The sequence below is a fragment of the Flavobacterium sp. HTF genome, from assembly GCF_003105115.1.
GTDB lineage: Bacteria > Bacteroidota > Bacteroidia > Flavobacteriales > Flavobacteriaceae > Flavobacterium.
In genome coordinates this window covers 57223-76731 of record NZ_QETH01000003.1, presented here as the reverse complement: position 1 = coordinate 76731, position 19509 = coordinate 57223, and the positions used below count along the sequence as shown (strand labels likewise).

The window sequence follows — 19509 nt, the reverse complement described above, 5'->3', positions numbered from 1 at the left end:
TTTTAAATACTTGTGGCAGCAAATCCGCCGTCAACTTTCAGGATTGTTCCGGTTACGAATTTTGACATATCACTACATAAGAATAAAAGCGCTCCGTCAATATCTTCCGGTGTTCCGAATCTTCCCATTGGGGTATGCTCTATGATTTTTTCGCCTCTTGGTGTTAATTTTCCATCCGGTTCCAGTAATAAAGCACGGTTTTGTTCTCCGATAAAAAAGCCTGGAGAAATAGCATTTACACGAATTCCTTCACCATATTTTGAGGCCAGCTCAACAGACATCCATTGTGTGAAATTATCTATCGCTGCCTTTGAAGCGGAATAGCCTACGACTCTCGTTAACGGTCTTTGCGCTGACGCTGATGAAATATTAATAATAATGCCCTGTTTTTGTTTTGCAAAAAGTTCTGAAAAAACCTGCGAAGGAAGCATCGTTCCGATGATATTCAAATCGACAACCTTCTGTAAATCTTCTGTTTGTAAGTCATAAATCGCCTGATCAGGTCTGATTGTTGCGCCCGGCATATTTCCTCCGGCTGCGTTAATCAAAATATCCAGCCGGCCGTATTTTTCAACAATAAAATCTTTTGCCTTTTCTAATTCTTCTTTGTTTAATACATTGGCTTGTATCGCAAATGCCTGTCCTCCATTTTTTTGTATGGCTGCAACCGTATTATTTGCTTTTTCGATTGACTGGGAAACGATTCCGGTAATTACGCCCTGTTTGGCCAAAACGTTTGCAAAGTTGCTTCCCAATACTCCGGCACCACCTGTAATAAGGGCAATTTTTCCTTTAAGATTAAATATTGAATCCATTTTTATAATATGATTTTTATTTTTTTTACTTATTTCTTACGGTTTCAATTAAATCCAAAACCCGTAAAGTTTCTTTTTCTATGGTATCGTAAGCATCGTAATCCATTAGTTTTTTGCTGATGAGTTTGCTTCCCATTCCAACTGCCGAAACTCCTGCTGAATACCAGCTTTCAATACTTTGCAAAGTAGTATCTACACCACCGGTAGGCATAAAAATCAGGTTTGGAAAAATATCTTTTATACCGCTCAGGAAATCCGGGCCTAATATATTTCCCGGAAACAGCTTGATAAATTTAACTCCCGCATTTTCTGCTGTAATAATTTCGGTAGGCGTCATACATCCCGGAGCATACAAAACCTCTTTGCTTCGTAAGAAATCTGAAACTTCGGCAACAAAACCCGGGCTTATAAAAAAATCGGCGCCAATATTGTAAAATTCCTGTGCCTGTTCAATATTTTTGATGGTACCAATTCCCAAAAGCATTCCCGGCAATTCGGCATTTCGTACTTCAACCATTTTCCTGAAATTAGACAGGGCTTCAGGCCCACGGCTTGTATACTCAACCGCTTTGATTCCGGCTTTATACAACACTTTTAGTATTGCTATACTTTTCTCTTCACTGGCATTGAAATACAAAGGAAGAATTCCTTGTTTTACAATAACATCTATTGAATTCTGAATGGTACTCATAACTTATATTTTTACTTTAAAAACGACTTTTTTTAATAGACCATCTCCAATCATCGCAGCGTGTACATCATCGGGAAATAAGATTGCAAACTGGTTTTCCTGTAATTGAAAAAACATATCCGGTGCATCATGAAAGAAACGTACATCTCTCTCATCATTATAATCTCCGTTCGGACTTACGCATTTCTCTCTTGGTTTCCACGCAAAAGTTTCGGGCCCTTGTATCGAAATCTGAATGTCAATGTTTTTATCGTGGCATTCAAAACCTTTTATACTTTCTTCTCTGGTTGTTCCCTGGCCGGCAATCACAATTATTTTTAAACCTTCTGTGATTTCAAAAGCACCTTCTTCCAATTTTGAGATGTCATTTTGACTGACATAATCAAAAGCTTTTTTGAAATTAGGATGCAAAGCATAATATTTTGCGGCATTTTGTAATGAATCAATTATCATTTTACAGTGTGTTGATTATGTTGTGTTTAAGTGTTTTTATCTCCTCAAAACAGCTTTTGTGTTTTTTTTCGTGTACGCACACGGATTTTTACAAATGTATAGAAAAAGTTAACTAAAACAATTTATCTTTGACAAAAAAAATTAATTTTACACGTTTACGGAATCATTTTAACTTAAAGACAAAGTATATCATAACGATAAAAAAAATAGCAGAATTAGCCAATGTTTCACCTGGAACTGTTGACCGGATAATTCATAATCGGGGACAGGTTGCGCAGGAAAATGTAGATAAAGTAAATGCCATCATTGAAAAATACGGTTACAAACGAAATATTCTGGCAAGCAATCTGGCGCTAAACAAAAAGTTTCGTTTTGCTGTCTTTTTGCCTAAGTATGAAAATCTGGAATACTGGAAAAGCCAGATCACCGGAATTGAAAGAGCTGCTTTGGAGTTTGGAAAATTTGGAGTTGTACTGGATTATTTTTTCTACGATTTTAATACAACGTCTTTTAAAGAATCAGTCGAAAAAGTTTTGGATTATGAATGCGACGGTTTGCTATTTGCCCCAATATTTTATGAAGAATCGGTCCGGTTCTTAAATGAATATGAAAAAAAAAATATTCCGGTAGTGATGATAGACTCCAATATCAAAATCAGTCAGGAACATGCTTATGTTGGACAGGATGCTTTTCAGAGTGGTTATCTGGCCGGAAGGCTGATTAGTTTTGCGGTTAAAAATGAAAGACAGGTTTTGATTTTTAAAATAGCAAGGGAAATAGAAAGTACTTCTGTCTATCTGCAACGAATCGACGGATTTTATTCTTTTTTTAAAGATCACGATGAGCTGACCAACTTTAAGTTTTCTGAAGTAACCATAAAAGATTCGGGAATTGATCAGCTACATATGGATACGTTTTCGGGAATAAACAGCATTTTTGTTCCTAATTCCAGAGCCTATATCGTGGCGGGATTTTTAGAAAAAAACAATATAAAAGGCGTTAGAATTATTGGCTACGATTTGTTAAAAGAAAATATAGAATACCTCAATAAAGGAATCATCGATTTCTTAATCAACCAAAGACCCGAAGAGCAGGGGTATATGGGAATCAATTATTTATATAAAAAACTGGTGTTACAGGAAACGGTAGAAAGCACGCATTATATTCCTTTGGAAATTATTTTGAAGGAAAATTATTTTCCGGCAGGAAAATAAGTTATTGTAAGCAAAGAAGCATCTCACTAGAGATTTCGTAAAAATAATCTTCAATATTTACCATAGCCCAAGGTTTCAACCTTTGGTACATATGAAATTAACGATATATTGCCACAACGTCTTCCAAGGTTGAAACCTTGGGCTATGCTGAAATATGGCAAGGAAAGAAGTAATCTCACTAACAAAATACGAACTGTGAATATGAAAATATGTGATTCCTCAGAATTATTTCTTTACCTTAACAATCAACGGATTATTTATTTTTTGGGCAAAAGAACTTAAATAAACTTCCCATTCTTTTTGGGTTTGGAACGGACTTCCTTTTTTCCATCCAAAACCAACATAATAAATCGCTTTATTATGTTTTACTTTTAAATTTCCATAGAGGTTACTTAAATCTTTTTCATCCGTAACATGATTATCAAAACTAGTTAGAGTTCCTTTCGGGGCAACCAAACCGGTTCCGATTTCAGAATCATCAATAGGTTCCCAATGGCTTAACCAGCCTTCTTTAAGATTTGTTCCAATCGTCCCTTTTTTGTCATGAAGCGTTATTCCGGCTGCAATATTTTTAGTACCCGTAATTGCAATTTCAAAGCGCGAAAGGTAACTTCCGTAATCAAGACTGATGAGTTTAGATTCTGTAATTTTATTGCCTTTGGCATCCCAATCTGCATACGTCAGGATAAAACTTGTTCTGATAGGCCCTGTGGTAATGGTTTTCCAGCTGATAAAGTTTTTTGAAAAATAGTATTTTCCGTCAACGTTTACTGCAATTCCGCCAATTCCGCGGCTGTCACCTACGTGAAAATTATCCAGACCTTCGCCAGTATCCTTATGATACGTTCCGGTTCCGTTAGTGGCTTTTTCATACCATTTATTGATAATCGGATAATCAACTCTTTTGAGCCAGGCATCAATTCCGCTTGTCAGAGTTCCGCCCGGAATATTATCTTCTACCATTTTTTGGGCAACAGGACCGTAAGTCCTAAACGCTACCTTATTATTTTCCCAGGCATAATCGTCGGTGCGCTCCGGAACAAATCTGGAATAGCAATTTATATTTTTTGACTCCGATGAAGCATCAGAAGGAATAATTGAAAATTCTTTTTGAGAGGCTGCATTTATTTTGGGCTGAAATAATAAAACATCCATTACACCGTCCCCGTCATTATCAACAGCCTGGCTTTCTAAAACGAAACCCGAAGCCGTTTCCTTAACAGCATAATTTTCCAATTTTGCAGAAGAGGGCAAACCGAGTATTTTTTTAGTAAGTTCAATTGTTTCAAATTCCCGCTCTACAGAGAGTGAATTGGTAATGGTAACAATTTTGTTCTGAGAGTATATGGCAAAATTACCAGCCAGAATTACGGTTAATAAAAGATGTTTTTTCAAAATTCGGATGTTTTAATTTTCATTAATTATGCTTTGACTTCACATAAAAGTACAAATCAAAAGCTAATTAAGAGTACATAATAGGTGTAAATATGTACAACTTGTTAGTAGTGAAATTGTTATGATAAAATAAAACTTCTGTTCACTACCTGCAAGGTTTTCAAAACCTTGTAGGTATTTTATTTTAACTTCTTTTAAATCTATAAGTTTTTCAAAACCTTGCAGGATAAGAAATTTGAGCTAAACAGAATATTTTTCGTAATTTACATTCCCCGGGATTTAATTCTCATTTTATAAAAAAGTAAAAGAATAAGTATGAATACGAAATGTATTATTTTCGATTGTGACGGAGTTTTAGTAGATACAGAGAAAATTGGAAACGGCATATTGCTTGAAATGGCTGCTGAGCATGGTTTTGAAATGAATATAGAAGCTGCTTATCGCAATTTTAACGGCAGGAATTTAAAAGACTGTTTTAGACATATAGAAGAAACAATTGCCAAAAAACTTCCGGAGGATTTTGAAAATGAATATCGCAGCAGAAGTTTTGAAGCTTTTAAAACAAAAGTAACCCCAATTGAAGGCGTTTTTGAATTTATAGAAAAATTAGAAATCCCGTATTGTGTGGTTTCCAGCGGACCGGTTGATAAAATCCGTTTAAATCTTGAAGCGGTGGGTTTACTCGATAAATTTGAAGGCAGAATATTTAGCTCTTATGAAATTAACAGCTGGAAACCCGATCCGGAACTTTTTCTGCATGCCGCCAAAGAAATGGATTTTGAAGTAAAAGATTGTATTGTGGTAGAAGATAGCCGCGCCGGAGTAATGGCAGGAACAAAAGGAGGTTTTAAGGTGTATGGTTTTGCCAATGATTATAATGCTGAAGATTTAGAAAAAGAAGGAGCAATACTTTTTAATACTTATAAGGAGTTGAGTGGTTTGCTTTTTTAGAGTTTCAGGTTTTCAGGTTTCAGGTTTCAAGTTTCAGGTTTCAGGTTTCAGGTTTCAAGTTTCAGGTTTCAAGTTTCAGGTTTCAAGTTTCAGGTTTCAAGTTTCAGGTTTCAAGTTTCAGGTTCTAACGCATAACCTCTAACACTTAACCTTTTACCCTTTACAAAAATCTCATTGCAAAATATTTATTGTTTAATGTAATTTGTTGCATTAAAATAAATTTTTATATATTTGAAATAGGACATTCTTTTTTTTACTCGTGTATTAATGCTGAATTGTTAATGACACGTGACTAAAAAAGGTCTTTTACTTAAGAATAGCTTTTCCCAAAGAAGCATTTTTAAGATTGTGATTTTTAAAAATTCACGATGAAATAACCTACAGACCGAAATGACATGACGAAATATATAAGCAGACTTTTAGTTTTATCGATATTTTATTTGCCTCAACTTTTTAATGCTCAGATTAAAAAAATTGGAGTTCCTTTCATCACCAATTACAGCCCTAAAAATTACAAAGCTGCTTCAGAAAATTGGGATGTTCTGCAGGATTCAAAAGGCATGATGTTTTTTGCCAATCATTTCGGAATCATGCAGTTTGACGGCGTTCGATGGCATATCGTTACACAGCCCGATAACAAAAGCATGGTTCGTTCTCTCGCGATCGATAAAAAAGACAAAATGTATGTTGGCGCACAGGGTGATTTTGGTTATGTTGTGCAGTTGCCAAACGGGCAGTATAAATATACTTCTTTAGTCAAGTTACTTCCGGAATCTGCCAGGAATTTTGGAGATGTTTTCCATACTGTTATTCGGGGTGATGAGGTGATTTATCTCTCTTATGGCGGAATATTTATTTATAAAAATAACAAAATCAAGATAATACAATCTCACGGTAAATTTGATGATTTCTTTGAAGTTGCTGATGGTGTTTATGTTTGTGATAATGTTAAAGGTTTGCTGAAACTGAAAGGCAATGTTTTAGTTCCATTACCCAATAGCGAAGAATTTATTGGATTGAAAATCAGAAAAATTTTAGCAACCAAAAAAGGTCTGCTGTTACTTACTCAAAAAAACGGACTTTTCATTTATAAGGATAATCAGTTAAAACCATTGATTACCGAAGCCGATTATATACTGAAGCAAAATCAGATCTCAACAGGGATTTTACTTTCTGATGGCTATTTTGGAATTGGAACGCGTCAGAGCGGATTGGTAGTTCTGGATAGTGCCGGGAAACTAATTCAGCATATTGACAAACAAATGGGATTGCAAAACGACTATGTCACGAACCTGAAAACAGATAAAGAAGGCAATTTATGGGTAACCATGAAAGAAGGTATTTCGTTAATTCAGATTTCTTCGCCTTTGTCGAGAATTTTGGATACTTCAAATTCTGAAACCAAAATATACTGCAGTCAGATTTACCAGAACAAATTGTATATCGCAACCGATAATGGTTTATTCTGGATGGATTGGGAAGCGTATAAAAATGGAAAAAGAGAAAATGCACATTTCAAATATATCAACGGAATGTCTGAAAATGTCTGGAATATTGGTGTTTTTGGAAATTCGATTTTAGCTTTTGAAAAAAACGGAATTTTTGAAATAAATGGCACTTCGGCTAAATTAATTGCAAAAACTGATGGTGCCTGGCAAGGCGTTATTATTCCGAATCATCCCGATTTATTACTCGTTGGAGGTTATACAGGATTGTATTTACTAAAGAAAATCAATGGTTCGTGGGTTTATCAGAACAAAATAAAAGGCTTTGAGGAAAGCAGCAGAATTATTGTAACCAATAATGACGACATTTGGATTGCACACGGTTACAAAGGAATTTATAAAATAAAGTTCAACAAAACATTTGATGCCGTTTCTAATGTTCAGTTTTTCAATCAGAAAGATGGTTTTCCTTCCAGTTTGTTTTTAAATACTTTCAAAATAAACAATCAGATACTTTTTGGGACAACAAAAGGTGTTTATGAACAGGATAAAATTTCAAAGAAAATGGCTCCGAATGCTGTTTTCAAAAAAGCGCTCGGGATAAACAATCATATTCGTTTGCTGAAAGCTGATAATCAGAACAATATTTGGTATGTATCCGGAGAAAATACGGGTAAACTAAGCCGAAAAGGAAAAGGTTTTGATAAAGTAGAATTGCCTTTTAGAAAATTAATGTATTTATATGTTCCGGGTTTTGAAAACATTCAGACAACGGCTGACGGAGATGTGCTTTTTGGAACCCAAGACGGGTTAATTCATTACAACAGCACAAAAGGGAAAACGTATAACTCCAAATATAAAGCGGTTATTTCTGAGGTAAAATCAATCTTTCCAAAAGATAGTTTATTATTTTCCAGCAGATATGATGTACTGCCGTCAGATTCATCAGCAGAAAACCCTTGTCAGGTTTTGCCTTATTCGCACAATGCTTTGCATTTTTCATTTGCCTCATTATTTTATGATGAAGGGGATGCCACTAAATATGAATACTGGCTTGAAGGATTTGAACCAAAATGGTCAGATTTGAGCCTTCAGACGGAAAAAGAATACACCAACCTTCCTGAAAACGAATATATTTTTCACGTAAGGGCAAAAAACATTTACGATGTTGTAAGTGAAGAAGCCGTTTTTAAATTTGAGATTTTACCGCCCTGGTACAGAACAAGCTGGGCTTATATATTGTATTTTGTACTTTTTGGCATTTTGATTTATACCATTATCCGATATCAAAAAAATCTCGCTGAGCGCAAACGTGCACAGCTTATTATCAATCAGGAAAAGCAACTTTTATTTACACGTGCAGAATTTAATGAACAGAAATTGCTGCTGGAAAAAGAAAATCTAGAAGCAACGATTAATCTTAAAAATGCTAAAGTAGCTTCGAATACGGTCAATCTGATTCATTTAAATGAAATTCTGCTTTCTATAAAAGAATTAATTACTCAGATTAAAAAGGACAACGATTTGAGTCTGCTGACCAAAATAAACCGGATTATTGATCACGAACTGCAAGGTGATCAGCATTGGAATGAGTTTGAGGAAATTTTCAATCAGCTTCATGATAATTTCATGCAACGATTAAAAAACAGATTCCCGGAATTGACTCCGCGCGATATGCGTTTATGTGCGTATCTGCGAATGAATTTCAATACAAAAGAAATTGCCCCGCTTTTGGGAATTTCTGTAAGAGGCGTTGAAGATACCCGATACCGTATCCGAAAAAAACTGCAGCTGCCTTCTGATGCAAATATTACCGAATTCATCCTGAATTTCTAAGTTTATTATTAAGTATAATCTTAGGTGTATTTACGGGCTTTGACGCCTATTTACTACATTTTTTTTGCCTGTACCGTAGTCAAACCGTATCCCTAAATTGGCTTTTTGCGTAGTTTATTTCTTAATATTGTCCATTATTAGCAAAAAATAATAGTCTGATTTTTACAAATCAGCTGTTTTTTAACTAATAAGCTTTACTAACAAAAAACTAAAAAAATGAAACAAAAAGACTTTTTTTCCGGCCGACCACCGGAAGGCAATTATCGTTATTTGAAGAGGTGTATAATGCTTATCGTGATAGCACTTTCACCGATCTTAAAAATGCACTCGCAATGTAATACACTTGTTTGGGCAGACGAATTTAACGGTACTACAATTGATGCTTCAAAATGGCAAAGTATTTCCGGAAACGGTTGCCCTTCACTTTGCGGATTTGGAAATGCAGAAGCACAGCGTTACGATCCGAATCAGGCAACAATCGTCAAAGAAGGAACTAACAGTTACTTAAATATTGAGGCTAAATATCAGCCAAACGCACAATTCCCGGATCAGCCTTATAGCTCTGCAAAGTTAACTACGGACGGAAAATATTCTTTAAAGTATGGAAGAGTAGAAGCCCGAATGAAACTTTCTAACGGGCAGGGCGCCTGGCCGGCATTCTGGATGCTTCCGGCAAACGGTGTCGGAAACTGGCCTTACACAGGTGAGATCGACATCATGGAAGCCAAACACAGAAATCCTAAATATATAGACGGGACCATTCACTATGATGGCGGAGGTTACCACTATACAGGAAGAAGTTACACTTCACCAACAGATTTATCCACAGAATTTCACGTATATGCTGTAGAATGGGGACCAAACATCATTAAATGGTTCATTGACGGAAATTTATTTCATACCGCAACACCAAATACTACCGTAAATGGCGGATGGCCTTTTAACGATAATCAGTTTTACATCATTCTGAATCTGGCAGTAGGAAGCGCAGGAACACCATACACAAGTGTAAATGGCGCAGGGGTTGCTCCGGTTCCGGGTGACTTTCCGGCAAAACTGCAGGTCGATTATGTTCGTGTTTATGACGGAAGTTTTACACATGGCGTAACCGGAGATGCAAAAGTTTACAACAACGAAACAGGCAAAACCTATACATTAAATGCAATTGCAGGTGCAAGTTATAATTGGACAGTTCCGTCCGGAGCGACTATAACTTCGGGACAAGGGACTAATACTATTACAGTAAACTGGGGAAGTACAGGCGGAGATGTTTCTGCTGTGGCAACAGTTTCGGGTTGCACTACCACAACCTATAAACTGGCTGTAACAACAGAAGTTCCGCTCCCGGTTGAAAAAATCCATGACGATTTTCAAAGTAACAGAAATGTTTTGTATCCGTTAAAAACGGGAGTTTTAACAGAAGCTGTTGCCAATCCTTCAGCAACCGGAATCAACACTTCGGCATCGGTTGGAAAATATGTTCGTAATTCATCTGAATTATATGATGTACTGAACATTAAAAACGTAACCATTACCAACGCCAATGATTTTGTATACGGAAGAAAAAAACTTTCTTTTGATATTTATACTTCTGCTCCGGTGGGAACAAAAATATCAATGCAACTGGAGAATAGTTTAGTGACAACGGCTACCAATTATCCTTCAGGAAGGCATAGTGGTTTTAAAGCAGCTACAACCGTTCAGAACAAATGGGAAACAATAGAATTTGAGTTCGAAAAAATTATCGATCCAAATACAAGTGCTTTGTCTATCAATAATGTAGTGGTTCTTTTTGAATCAAATTCAAATTCGGGAGCTACGTATTATTTTGATAATTTACTGACCAAAGCCGCTCCTGAAAAACCAATTATTGCAACAGATGTACTGCAAAATTATGACGGAATCAATAAAATCATCAAAGGAACGACTACCGGAGTTTACTCTGTTGTAGCAAATCCGGGTTCTAATTCGGTTAACGCTTCCGCGAATGTGGCGAAGTACGTTAGAAATGTGACAGAACAATATGATGTATTATTCTTTAACACACAAAGCACGATTGAAGACGCCGGTTTATTGAAAAATCAAACCAATAAAATTATGATCGACGTTTATACTTCGGCACCGATTGGGACGGTGGTGAGTATGAATTTAGAAAATAGTGCGACTTCGCTTCCGGCTAATTTTCCAACAGGAAGAAATAGTAATTATGTAGCGATCACAACCAAGCAAAATCAATGGGAAACGCTGACTTTCTATTATAATTCAAGCCCGGATTTAGGAACTTCAAATCTGGCAATCAATCAAATGGTATTGTTATTTAATTCAGGATCTTATACAAGTGATACCTATTATTTTGACAACATCAGAATTGGAACTACCAAATTACCGGACACTTACACGCCTGGTGTAGTGTATGAAGATTATCAGACTATTCATAATATTACGTTTAGGGATGCTAACGGGACTTACACGGCAAATGCTGCAAACCCGAACGCAAGCGGAATCAATACTTCATCAAATGTTGGTAAATACGTTAGAAAATCAACAGAATTATATGATAATTTCTCTTTTAATTCGACGATAAACAATATTGGCGATTTCAAAAGCGGCACTAAAAAATTCGCAATGGATGTCTATACTTCTGCTCCGGTAGGATCTGTGATTTCATGGCAGGCAGAAAGCAGTGCTTCGATTCCGTCAAACTATCCTGCAGGAAGACATAGTATTTATCAGGCAGTAGTAAAACAAAGCAATGCATGGCATACGCTTGTGTTTACATACGCAAGCGCACCGGACGCCTCAACATTGGACAGCGAAGTAAATCGTTTTGTTTTCTTATTAGAACCGGGAACAAATTCCGGAAACACCTACTATTTTGATAATATCAGAAGTGTCAATTTAGTTTCTACAGAAAATCCGACAAATACTTTACCATCTCCGTGGGTAAGCACAGATTTAGGTGCTGTAACTCCGGTAGGAGAAGCCACTTATTCTGGAGGAACATTCACAGTAAAAGGATCAGGAACGGATATTTGGGAATCCAGTGATCAGTTTCAGTATGTTTATCAGCCAATAACGGGTGATGCTGAAATTATTGCAAAAGTAAATTCACTTACGAATACAAACACTTATGCAAAAGCAGGAGTAATGTTCCGTGAGACCCTTACACCAACTTCAAAACACGCAATGACTACTGTTACTGCTGCGGCAGGAGTAGAGTTTTTATCAAGAGATGCTGTTTCAGTACCAACAATCCAACAGGGAGCAACAGGAACTTCTCCGAAATGGCTTCGTACTGTAAGATCAGGAAATGTATTCACATCTTATACTTCAGATAACGGAACAACATGGACTCAGGTGGGTACGGCAAGAACAATTTCTATGGCCAATACTATTTATGTAGGGATGGCAGTAACATCTCATAATAACGGGACTTTGACAACAGGAGTTTTCAGTGATGTGCTTGTTCGAAATATTACAGCAAATCCGAATGTTAATCTGGCTTTATCAAAAACAGCCGCAGCTTCTACCGAAGAAAATCCAACACTTTCTGCTTCAAAAGCGACAGATGGTGACGGAACGGTAAGCAGATGGGCAAGTTCGTTCGCCAATGCAACCGAATGGATTTATGTGGATTTGGGAAGTAACTATAACCTGAACCGTGTGGTTTTGAAATGGGAAGCTGCTTTTGCAACACAATACAAAGTACAGCTTTCTACGGATAATGTTTTCACAGAAAACGAAACGATAAATACACAAACAGCCAGCGATGGAGGGACAGATGATTTAGCGGTTAGCGGATCAGGAAGATACCTGAGAATTTTATGTACGACAAAAGCACTGGCTCCGTACGGTTATTCATTATATGAAATCGAAGCTTACGGATCGGCATCATCAGCTAAAACAGCATTAGCAGCCAAAGAAGTAACTCAGGAGGAAGAATTGACGGATGTAACAATTTATCCAAATCCGACAACTGACTATATCCAGCTTTCAGTGTCAGGCGAACTGGCCAATAAAGAAGTAACGATTTATGATTTATCGGGTAATCCGGTATTGAAAAGTAAAATCAATACTTCGGCAAACGAAAGCATTCTGGATGTTAGCCGACTTCCAAAAGGAATCTATATTCTGAATTTTAAATCAGATACAAAGAACGTTAGCAAAAAGCTGATTAAGAAATAAGTATAAATCCGTTGGGTGTGATTGAAATTAAAAATAATACACCGGTTTTAATAGTCCGGAGATTAAATTTAAGGATAGCACCACATAATTACACCTGACGGATAATTAAAGGCATTTCATCAAAAAAATGATTTTTTTGGTTTGAAAATTAATTTGTAACCCCAAAAAACTTTAAATATGAAACAAATTAGACTTACACAAATTTCTTTTTTGACAACACTGTTACTGGTGTTTTCAAATCTGATTCATGGTCAGGGACCTGTTCCTTTTACCATCAGTAATAACTCCACATTTAATGACAGCGAGCTTTATGTCGCCATCGTTGGTATAGATTATACAACCGGAAACCACGTTTGGGTAAATGCCAAAACGAGCCAGATATTGCCAATGAGCGCCTCTTATAATACCGTTACGGGACCTACTTACGGAGGAAATACAGGACCTGGGCAAAATTCAAAATACGCTGCTTGTTTTACAAAGCTGAGTGAGATTCCGAACAAAACCTTTACACTGCCTTTAATCGCGGGCTGCAGAGTTTTTATTTCCAAAGGCTCACAATTGTATTTTTACTTTTTTGGTGCCAATGGAGCGCCTTCAGGATATGCATCGCCAAATCCGCAAAATTCTACAGATCCAAATCAGGGCATTTTGTATGAAATGATCGAATTGACCAATAATCAGTACGGTTTCTTTGGAAATCCAACAAGAGTGGATTCGTATAAATATCCAATGGGACTTGAATTATTTGGAGCAAACGGTTACCAAAAGAAAGTGGGAGATCTAAAAAAACATGCTGATATCGTTGCGGCTTTTAAAGCAAATGTTCCGGCAGAATTTCAAGGCTGCGTGAATGACGCAACGGGCGAAATTACAGCTCCGTCTAAAACACCGGCTTTCGCTGAAGGATCAGGACCATACGCAAACTACTTAAAATCGTACATAGATGCGATCTGGAATAAATACAAAAATGAAGATTTAATCTTTTATGCCGGAGATGCCGGAGTTTTTAAAGGAAGAGTTATTGGAGAACAATTGGAAATGGTTGGACAGTCAGGCGGTTTTACAGGCCGTACAGGACGCGTACAATACAGACCAAGCACACAGGAAGCACTGGAAGGAAAAGGTGTTCTGGACAGAAGATTAGTTGACGGAGATTTAGACCTTGTGATTCAGGCGCAATTAACGGCAGCCATCAACAGACATGTTGTGAATGTGACAACTCCAAATCCGGGTCAGCAAAACTGGTACGATGCATCAAAATATTATCAGGTAAACCCAACGAACCATTATTCTAAATTCTGGCATTTACCGGGAATCAATATTGATAATCTGGCATACGGATTTGCTTATGATGACGTTGCAGATCAGTCGCCATCACTTCATTCACCACAACCAACCAAAGTTATTGCTGCTTTTGGAGGATATGCAGGAACTGTTCCTTCAGTACCGGCGACTACAGATGTGATTACCGTTTATAAAGATTGTAACTACACAGGATTTTCAGGCGGATTAACAATCGGAGATTATAATTTAGCACGTTTAAATACACTTGGAGTACTGAATGATGATATTTCTTCACTTAAAGTTACACAAGGATTCCAGGCTATTTTATACCAGGATGATAATTTCACGGGAGCCTCAACTGTAATCAATTCTGATAATTCGTGTCTGAACACGACATGGAATGATAAAGTAACTTCAATCAGAATTATTGCAAATGGAACCACCACTTTAGGAAACCAGATTTTCTTTTTACAAAACAGAAACAGTAACCTTTATATGGATGTCTGGAACTCCAGCGTAAGCAATGGCGCAGGAATCAATCAGGGTGCTCTTAATTCAGGAAACAACCAGAAATTTACTTTTACACACTTAGGAGACGGATTGTATAAAATCATTGCCAACCATAGTGGCCAGTCTTTAGATGTAAATAATTTCAATAAGGCTAACGGTGCGCGTGTAGAACAATATCCGTACAATGCTACTACTAACCAGCAATTTGTTTTGGTTTCTACAGGCGATGGCTTTTATAAAATTGTTGCCCGTCACAGCGGAAGAATTGTAGAAGTGGCAGGAGCAAGTACAGCTTCTGGTGCTATTGTACAACAATGGGATAATAACAATCAGACTTGCGGACAATGGAAACTGGTTCCGGCAACAAGTTCTCAGACTTCAGTTTTAATTCAGGCAGAAGATTACACAGCCATGAGCGGAATTCAGGTTGAAGCGACTACAGATACCGGAGGAGGTTCAAATGTGGGGTATACAGAAACAGGTGACTGGATGGCGTATAACAGCATTAATTTCCCTACTACAGGCTCTTATTTAATAGAATACCGTGTAGCAAGTGCCGTTACGGGAGGTAAATTATCTTCTGACCTAAATGGAGGAACTATTCTTTTAGGAAATGTAGATGTACCAAATACCGGAGGATGGCAAAACTGGCAAACAGTTTCTCAAACGGTAAATGTAAATACAGGAACTTATAATTTCGGAATTTACATTCAGAATACCGGAATGAACATCAACTGGATTAAAATTACAAAAGTGGGTACGGCAAAAACAGCTTCGGTAAAAACTGTAGAAGAAGAACCAGCAGCGACTGAACTAAGCATTTATCCAAGTCCGGCAGAAAATACTCTTTTTGTGACTACTTCTGTAAGCGGAGAAAAAGTAAGCATTGTTGACCAGACAGGAACTGTTGTTTCTGAGCAGAAAATCAACAATAACAGTATCGATGTTTCACGTCTTAGAACGGGAATCTATTTTGTGGTTTTCGAAAAAGACGGTTCAAAAACAGTAAAACGTTTCATTAAAAAATAATTCAGAATAAATACGAGTCCTGAGCATTCAACTGAGTGTTCAGGGCTCTACTTCAAAACCAATAATTAACCCTACTATTAACTATTGAAAATTGAACATTATGAAAAACAATTACAAAAGAATGCCGCTAAAATGGATGATCATTTTAGTATTTGGAGTTTTCAACCTGTCTTTTGCACAGAAAAAAGTAATCGCTTACATCCCCAACTGGATCGATTTAAACTCTTTTTCCAGCAGTATCCAGTACAGTAAATTAACGCACATTAATATTGCGTTTGAGAATCCCGATGCAAATGGTTATCTGAGTTTTAATTCAGGAAGTAATACCATTATCAATGCAGCCCATGCCCAGAATGTAAAAGTGTTTGTTTCACTTGGAGGAGGTGCTATTTCAGAAGGAGGCGCCATTCGTGACAATTATTTTAACCTTATTACACCAGCCAACAGAACAGCTTTTGTTCAGAAAATCTATGATTATGTAGTGGCTCATAACTTTGACGGAGTAGATGTTGACTTAGAAGGTCCGGCAATCAATGGAGATTACGGAGGTTTCGTAATCGCTTTGGCCAATAAACTTCACGCTAACGGAAAATTGATTACAGCAGCGCTTTCAGAAGGATATGGTGGTGCCAATGTACCTTCATCTACTTTTGCGGCTTATGACTGGATCAATATCATGGCGTATGATGCAACAGGCCCTTGGGCTCCGGGAAATCCTGGACAACACTCTCCATACAGTATGGCTGTGAACCAGTTTAATTACTGGACAGGAAGAGGTTTACCGGCAAGTAAAGCTATTATTGGACTTCCGTTTTACGGATATGGTTTTGGAGCATCAGCTAATCAGGGAATTTCATTTGCCAATATCGTAGCCCAATACCCAGGTTCAGAAAATCAGGATCAGGTTGGAAATACTATTTATTATAACGGAATCCCAACCATTAAGGCAAAAACTACTTTTGCAATTCAAAATGCGGGCGGAGTTATGATCTGGGAATTATCTCAGGATGCAACAGGTTCAAAATCATTACTTACAGCTGTTGATCAGGTGGTTAAAGGAAGTAACCCTCCGGCAACAGGAACTTTGATTCAGGCAGAAAATTATTCTTCTATGAGTGGTGTTCAGACCGAAGGTACAACAGATACAGGCGGTGGATTAAATGTTGGATATTGTGATACAGGCGACTGGATGGCTTATTTTAATATTAATTTCCCAACATCAGGTTCTTATGTAATTGAATACAGAGTAGCAAGTGCTGTTACGGGAGGAAGATTATCATCTGACTTAACTGCTGGCACAATCCAGCTTGGTGCTATAAATGTACCCAATACAGGCGGATGGCAAAACTGGCAGACGATTACTCAAACCGTAAACGTAAATGCCGGAACGTATAACTTCGGAATATATGTTCAAAATACAGGTTTTAATTTAAACTGGTTCCGTATCACAAAATCGGGTTCAGCTCTGGCAGCAAAATCAGCTGTAGCTACTACAGATAAAATCGAAAGCCTGACCATCTATCCAAACCCTACAGAACAGACACTTTTCTTTTCTGCAGAAGTTTCGGGAGCAAATGTGAGCGTTATTGATTCTCAAAGCGGTGCAGCAGTTTCTCAACAAACAGCCAATAATAACAGTATTGATGTTGCGGGCTTAAAAAGCGGAATCTATTTGATTTTGGTAGAAAAAGACGGAATCAAAACAGTAAGACGTTTTGTTAAGAAATAAGCTAAGATGAAGAAATATCTAATAGTTTTAATTAATTCAAAACTGCTCTTATTGGCATTTATTCTCTTTGGCTTAAGCTGTCATGCACAGGTTATAATGTTTGATGATTTTAATTATTCAGGCAATAATGATCCACAATTGGCATCGTTTAACAAATGGCAGATTATTAATGGAGTGAGCGGGCCGCCGGAAGGAGCTACGTACAGCAGAAATAATGTAGCTTTTATTACAGACCCGGATAATTCAGCTAATAAGTTAATGACACTGAAAACAACCGTTAATGGTCAGTCAAAAGCGATAACACATGCCAGAATAGAAAGTTCTTATGAATATTTCGAAGGAACGTATGCGTCAAGAGTATATTTGTCAGATGAAGCTTTTATAAGTAAAGATGCCAATATACAGACCTTTTTTACCATTGTAAGTTCAAGTCTTGCGCAGGATGGTTCAAAATATAGTGAAATGGATATTATCGAATACATGGCTGCTGATAAATGGGGTGTTTCTCCGGATAACAGAGTTGGCTATACGACTTCCTATCACAAATATATTGCAAATCCATGGACGCCCTGGAAAACCTATTCCACCCAACAAAAATCATTAGCCGGGTGGCATACTTTTATTGCTACCTGTACAGATGGTGTGAATATCAGATATTATATGGATAACACCCTCATTGCAACTCATTCGGTTACCGATAATGAAACTCAGGCAGGTCTTTCGGTGTATCCCCGAAGCACTATGCAGGTGGCATTCGCAAACTGGATTTGGAATAATGTATTAGGTGCCGGTAATAACAATAGAGAGAATACTTTCATGACAGACTGGGTGTTGTATTATAAAAATACGGCATTAGATCTGACCCAGATTAATACTTTGGTTGCAAATTATAAAGCACAAGGTTTGAAAAGGAGAAATCTGGCAGGGCAAACATTTTATGATGCACCTCAAACCGGTGTTGCTACCGTTTATAAAGATTGCAATTATGGAGGAGCTGCTGTTAGTTTGCCGGCTGGTAACTATACTTTAGGTGATTTGCAGGCAAAAGGAATTTTAGATAATGATATTTCTTCGCTTAAAGTACAAAGTGGTTATGAAGTAGTGCTTTATGCAAATGATAATTTTTCCGGTTCTTCTGTAACTATTACTGCAGATGATACCTGCTTGGTAGACAACAGTTTTAATGACCTTGCTACTTCTTTAAGAGTCAGGGCGGTAACAAATTCTTCTTCAGTATTGATTGAAGCAGAGAGTTATGCCAACATGAGCGGAATTCAAACCGAAGCAACCACAGATACAGGTGGCGGATTAAATGTAGGTTATGCAGATACAGGTGACTGGATGTCTTATAACAATATTAATTTTCCAACATCTGGTTCTTATCTGATTGAGTACAGAGTCGCCAGTGGTGTTAACGGAGCAGTTATTTCTTCCGATTTAAGTGCAGGAACCATTCAGCTTGGTTCTGTAAACATACCGAATACCGGAGGATGGCAAAACTGGCAAACAGTATCACAAACCGTAAATGTCACTGCAGGAACTTATAATTTCGGAATCTATATTCAGAATACAGGTGTCAATCTAAACTGGTTTAAAATTACGAAATCGGCTTCAGCTTTGGGGGCAAAATCAGCTTCAACAGACAGAATTGAAAGTCTCACTATTTATCCAAACCCGACAGAACAGACACTTTTCTTTTCTGCAGAAGTTTCAGGAGCAAATGTGAGTATTATTGATTCTCAAAGCGGTGCAGCGGTTTCTCAGCAAACAGCCAATAACAACAGTATTGATGTTTCTGGCTTAAAAAGCGGAATCTATTTGATTTTGGTAGAAAAAGACGGAATCAAAACAGTAAGACGTTTTATTAAAAAATAAAATGAATTGAAATCCATATCTACAATATAAATCGAACCAAACGATCTTGATAAAAGTTCCGGAGGAACGATTTGTATTGTAGCAACGGATTTTAATC

11 protein-coding genes are annotated in these 19509 nt (G+C 37.2%); 7 read left to right on the top strand and 4 right to left on the bottom strand.

Going from position 1 to position 19509, the window contains the following annotated elements; translation table 11 throughout:
• Window positions 1–2: 2 nt before the first annotated feature.
• The 3 genes from DCO46_RS01685 to DCO46_RS01675 are packed head-to-tail and all read right to left on the bottom strand — an operon-like array spanning window position 3 to window position 1959.
• Window positions 3–815 (bottom strand): SDR family oxidoreductase, encoded by an 813-nt coding sequence (locus tag DCO46_RS01685; RefSeq protein ID WP_116750866.1) that lies wholly within the window; start codon window positions 813–815, stop codon window positions 3–5.
• Between the two features lie 25 nt (window positions 816–840).
• Window positions 841–1506 (bottom strand): bifunctional 4-hydroxy-2-oxoglutarate aldolase/2-dehydro-3-deoxy-phosphogluconate aldolase, encoded by a 666-nt coding sequence (locus DCO46_RS01680; RefSeq protein WP_116750865.1) that lies wholly within the window; start codon window positions 1504–1506, stop codon window positions 841–843.
• Window positions 1507–1509: 3 nt separating this feature from the next.
• Window positions 1510–1959 (bottom strand): YhcH/YjgK/YiaL family protein, encoded by a 450-nt coding sequence (locus DCO46_RS01675; RefSeq protein ID WP_116750864.1) that lies wholly within the window; start codon window positions 1957–1959, stop codon window positions 1510–1512.
• Between the two features lie 128 nt (window positions 1960–2087).
• On the opposite strand from DCO46_RS01675, the gene DCO46_RS01670 reads away from it, so the two are divergent.
• Window positions 2088–3173, top strand: coding sequence for a substrate-binding domain-containing protein (locus DCO46_RS01670; protein ID WP_243416233.1), 1086 nt, complete (start codon window positions 2088–2090; stop codon window positions 3171–3173).
• A gap of 225 nt (window positions 3174–3398) precedes the next feature.
• Here the strand turns inward: DCO46_RS01670 and DCO46_RS01665 are convergent, their stop codons facing one another.
• Window positions 3399–4568, bottom strand: a complete 1170-nt coding sequence (locus DCO46_RS01665; RefSeq protein WP_116750863.1) for a DUF4861 family protein — start codon at window positions 4566–4568, stop codon at window positions 3399–3401.
• Between the two features lie 315 nt (window positions 4569–4883).
• Between DCO46_RS01665 and DCO46_RS01660 the strand changes: the two genes are divergently transcribed.
• The 6 genes from DCO46_RS01660 to DCO46_RS23175 all read left to right on the top strand — a co-directional run bounded on the left by DCO46_RS01660 (window position 4884) and on the right by DCO46_RS23175 (window position 19412).
• On the top strand, window positions 4884–5519 hold the full coding sequence (locus DCO46_RS01660; protein WP_116750862.1) for an HAD family hydrolase: 636 nt from the start codon (window positions 4884–4886) through the stop codon (window positions 5517–5519).
• A 395-nt stretch (window positions 5520–5914) separates the two neighbouring features.
• Window positions 5915–8800: a triple tyrosine motif-containing protein gene (locus DCO46_RS01655; protein ID WP_116750861.1), complete on the top strand. Its 2886-nt coding sequence runs from the start codon at window positions 5915–5917 to the stop codon at window positions 8798–8800.
• A 216-nt stretch (window positions 8801–9016) separates the two neighbouring features.
• Entirely contained in the window at window positions 9017–12985 is a 3969-nt protein-coding gene (locus DCO46_RS01650) for a family 16 glycosylhydrolase (protein WP_116750860.1), read from the top strand.
• Between the two features lie 177 nt (window positions 12986–13162).
• Window positions 13163–15808 carry a beta-1,3-glucanase family protein gene (locus tag DCO46_RS01645; protein ID WP_116750859.1) on the top strand — a complete coding sequence of 882 codons (2646 nt, stop codon included), beginning with the start codon at window positions 13163–13165 and terminating at the stop codon, window positions 15806–15808.
• A gap of 100 nt (window positions 15809–15908) precedes the next feature.
• Complete coding sequence (locus tag DCO46_RS01640; RefSeq protein WP_116750858.1) at window positions 15909–17537, top strand: glycosyl hydrolase family 18 protein; 1629 nt, start codon at window positions 15909–15911, stop codon at window positions 17535–17537.
• A 6-nt stretch (window positions 17538–17543) separates the two neighbouring features.
• Window positions 17544–19412 (top strand): carbohydrate-binding protein, encoded by a 1869-nt coding sequence (locus DCO46_RS23175; RefSeq protein ID WP_243416232.1) that lies wholly within the window; start codon window positions 17544–17546, stop codon window positions 19410–19412.
• Window positions 19413–19509: the final 97 nt, after the last annotated feature.

Excerpts from the sequence above, each read along its gene's own strand:
- DCO46_RS01685 (WP_116750866.1), bottom strand. The coding sequence starts at position 815 with ATGGATTCAATATTTAATCTTAAAGGAAAAATTGCCCTTATTACAGGT.
- DCO46_RS01680 (WP_116750865.1), bottom strand. The coding sequence starts at position 1,506 with ATGAGTACCATTCAGAATTCAATAGATGTTATTGTAAAACAAGGAATT.
- DCO46_RS01675 (WP_116750864.1), bottom strand. The coding sequence starts at position 1,959 with ATGATAATTGATTCATTACAAAATGCCGCAAAATATTATGCTTTGCAT.
- DCO46_RS01660 (WP_116750862.1), top strand. The coding sequence starts at position 4,884 with ATGAATACGAAATGTATTATTTTCGATTGTGACGGAGTTTTAGTAGAT.
- DCO46_RS01655 (WP_116750861.1), top strand. The coding sequence starts at position 5,915 with ATGACGAAATATATAAGCAGACTTTTAGTTTTATCGATATTTTATTTG.
- DCO46_RS01650 (WP_116750860.1), top strand. The coding sequence starts at position 9,017 with ATGAAACAAAAAGACTTTTTTTCCGGCCGACCACCGGAAGGCAATTAT.
- DCO46_RS01645 (WP_116750859.1), top strand. The coding sequence starts at position 13,163 with ATGAAACAAATTAGACTTACACAAATTTCTTTTTTGACAACACTGTTA.
- DCO46_RS01640 (WP_116750858.1), top strand. The coding sequence starts at position 15,909 with ATGAAAAACAATTACAAAAGAATGCCGCTAAAATGGATGATCATTTTA.
- DCO46_RS23175 (WP_243416232.1), top strand. The coding sequence starts at position 17,544 with ATGAAGAAATATCTAATAGTTTTAATTAATTCAAAACTGCTCTTATTG.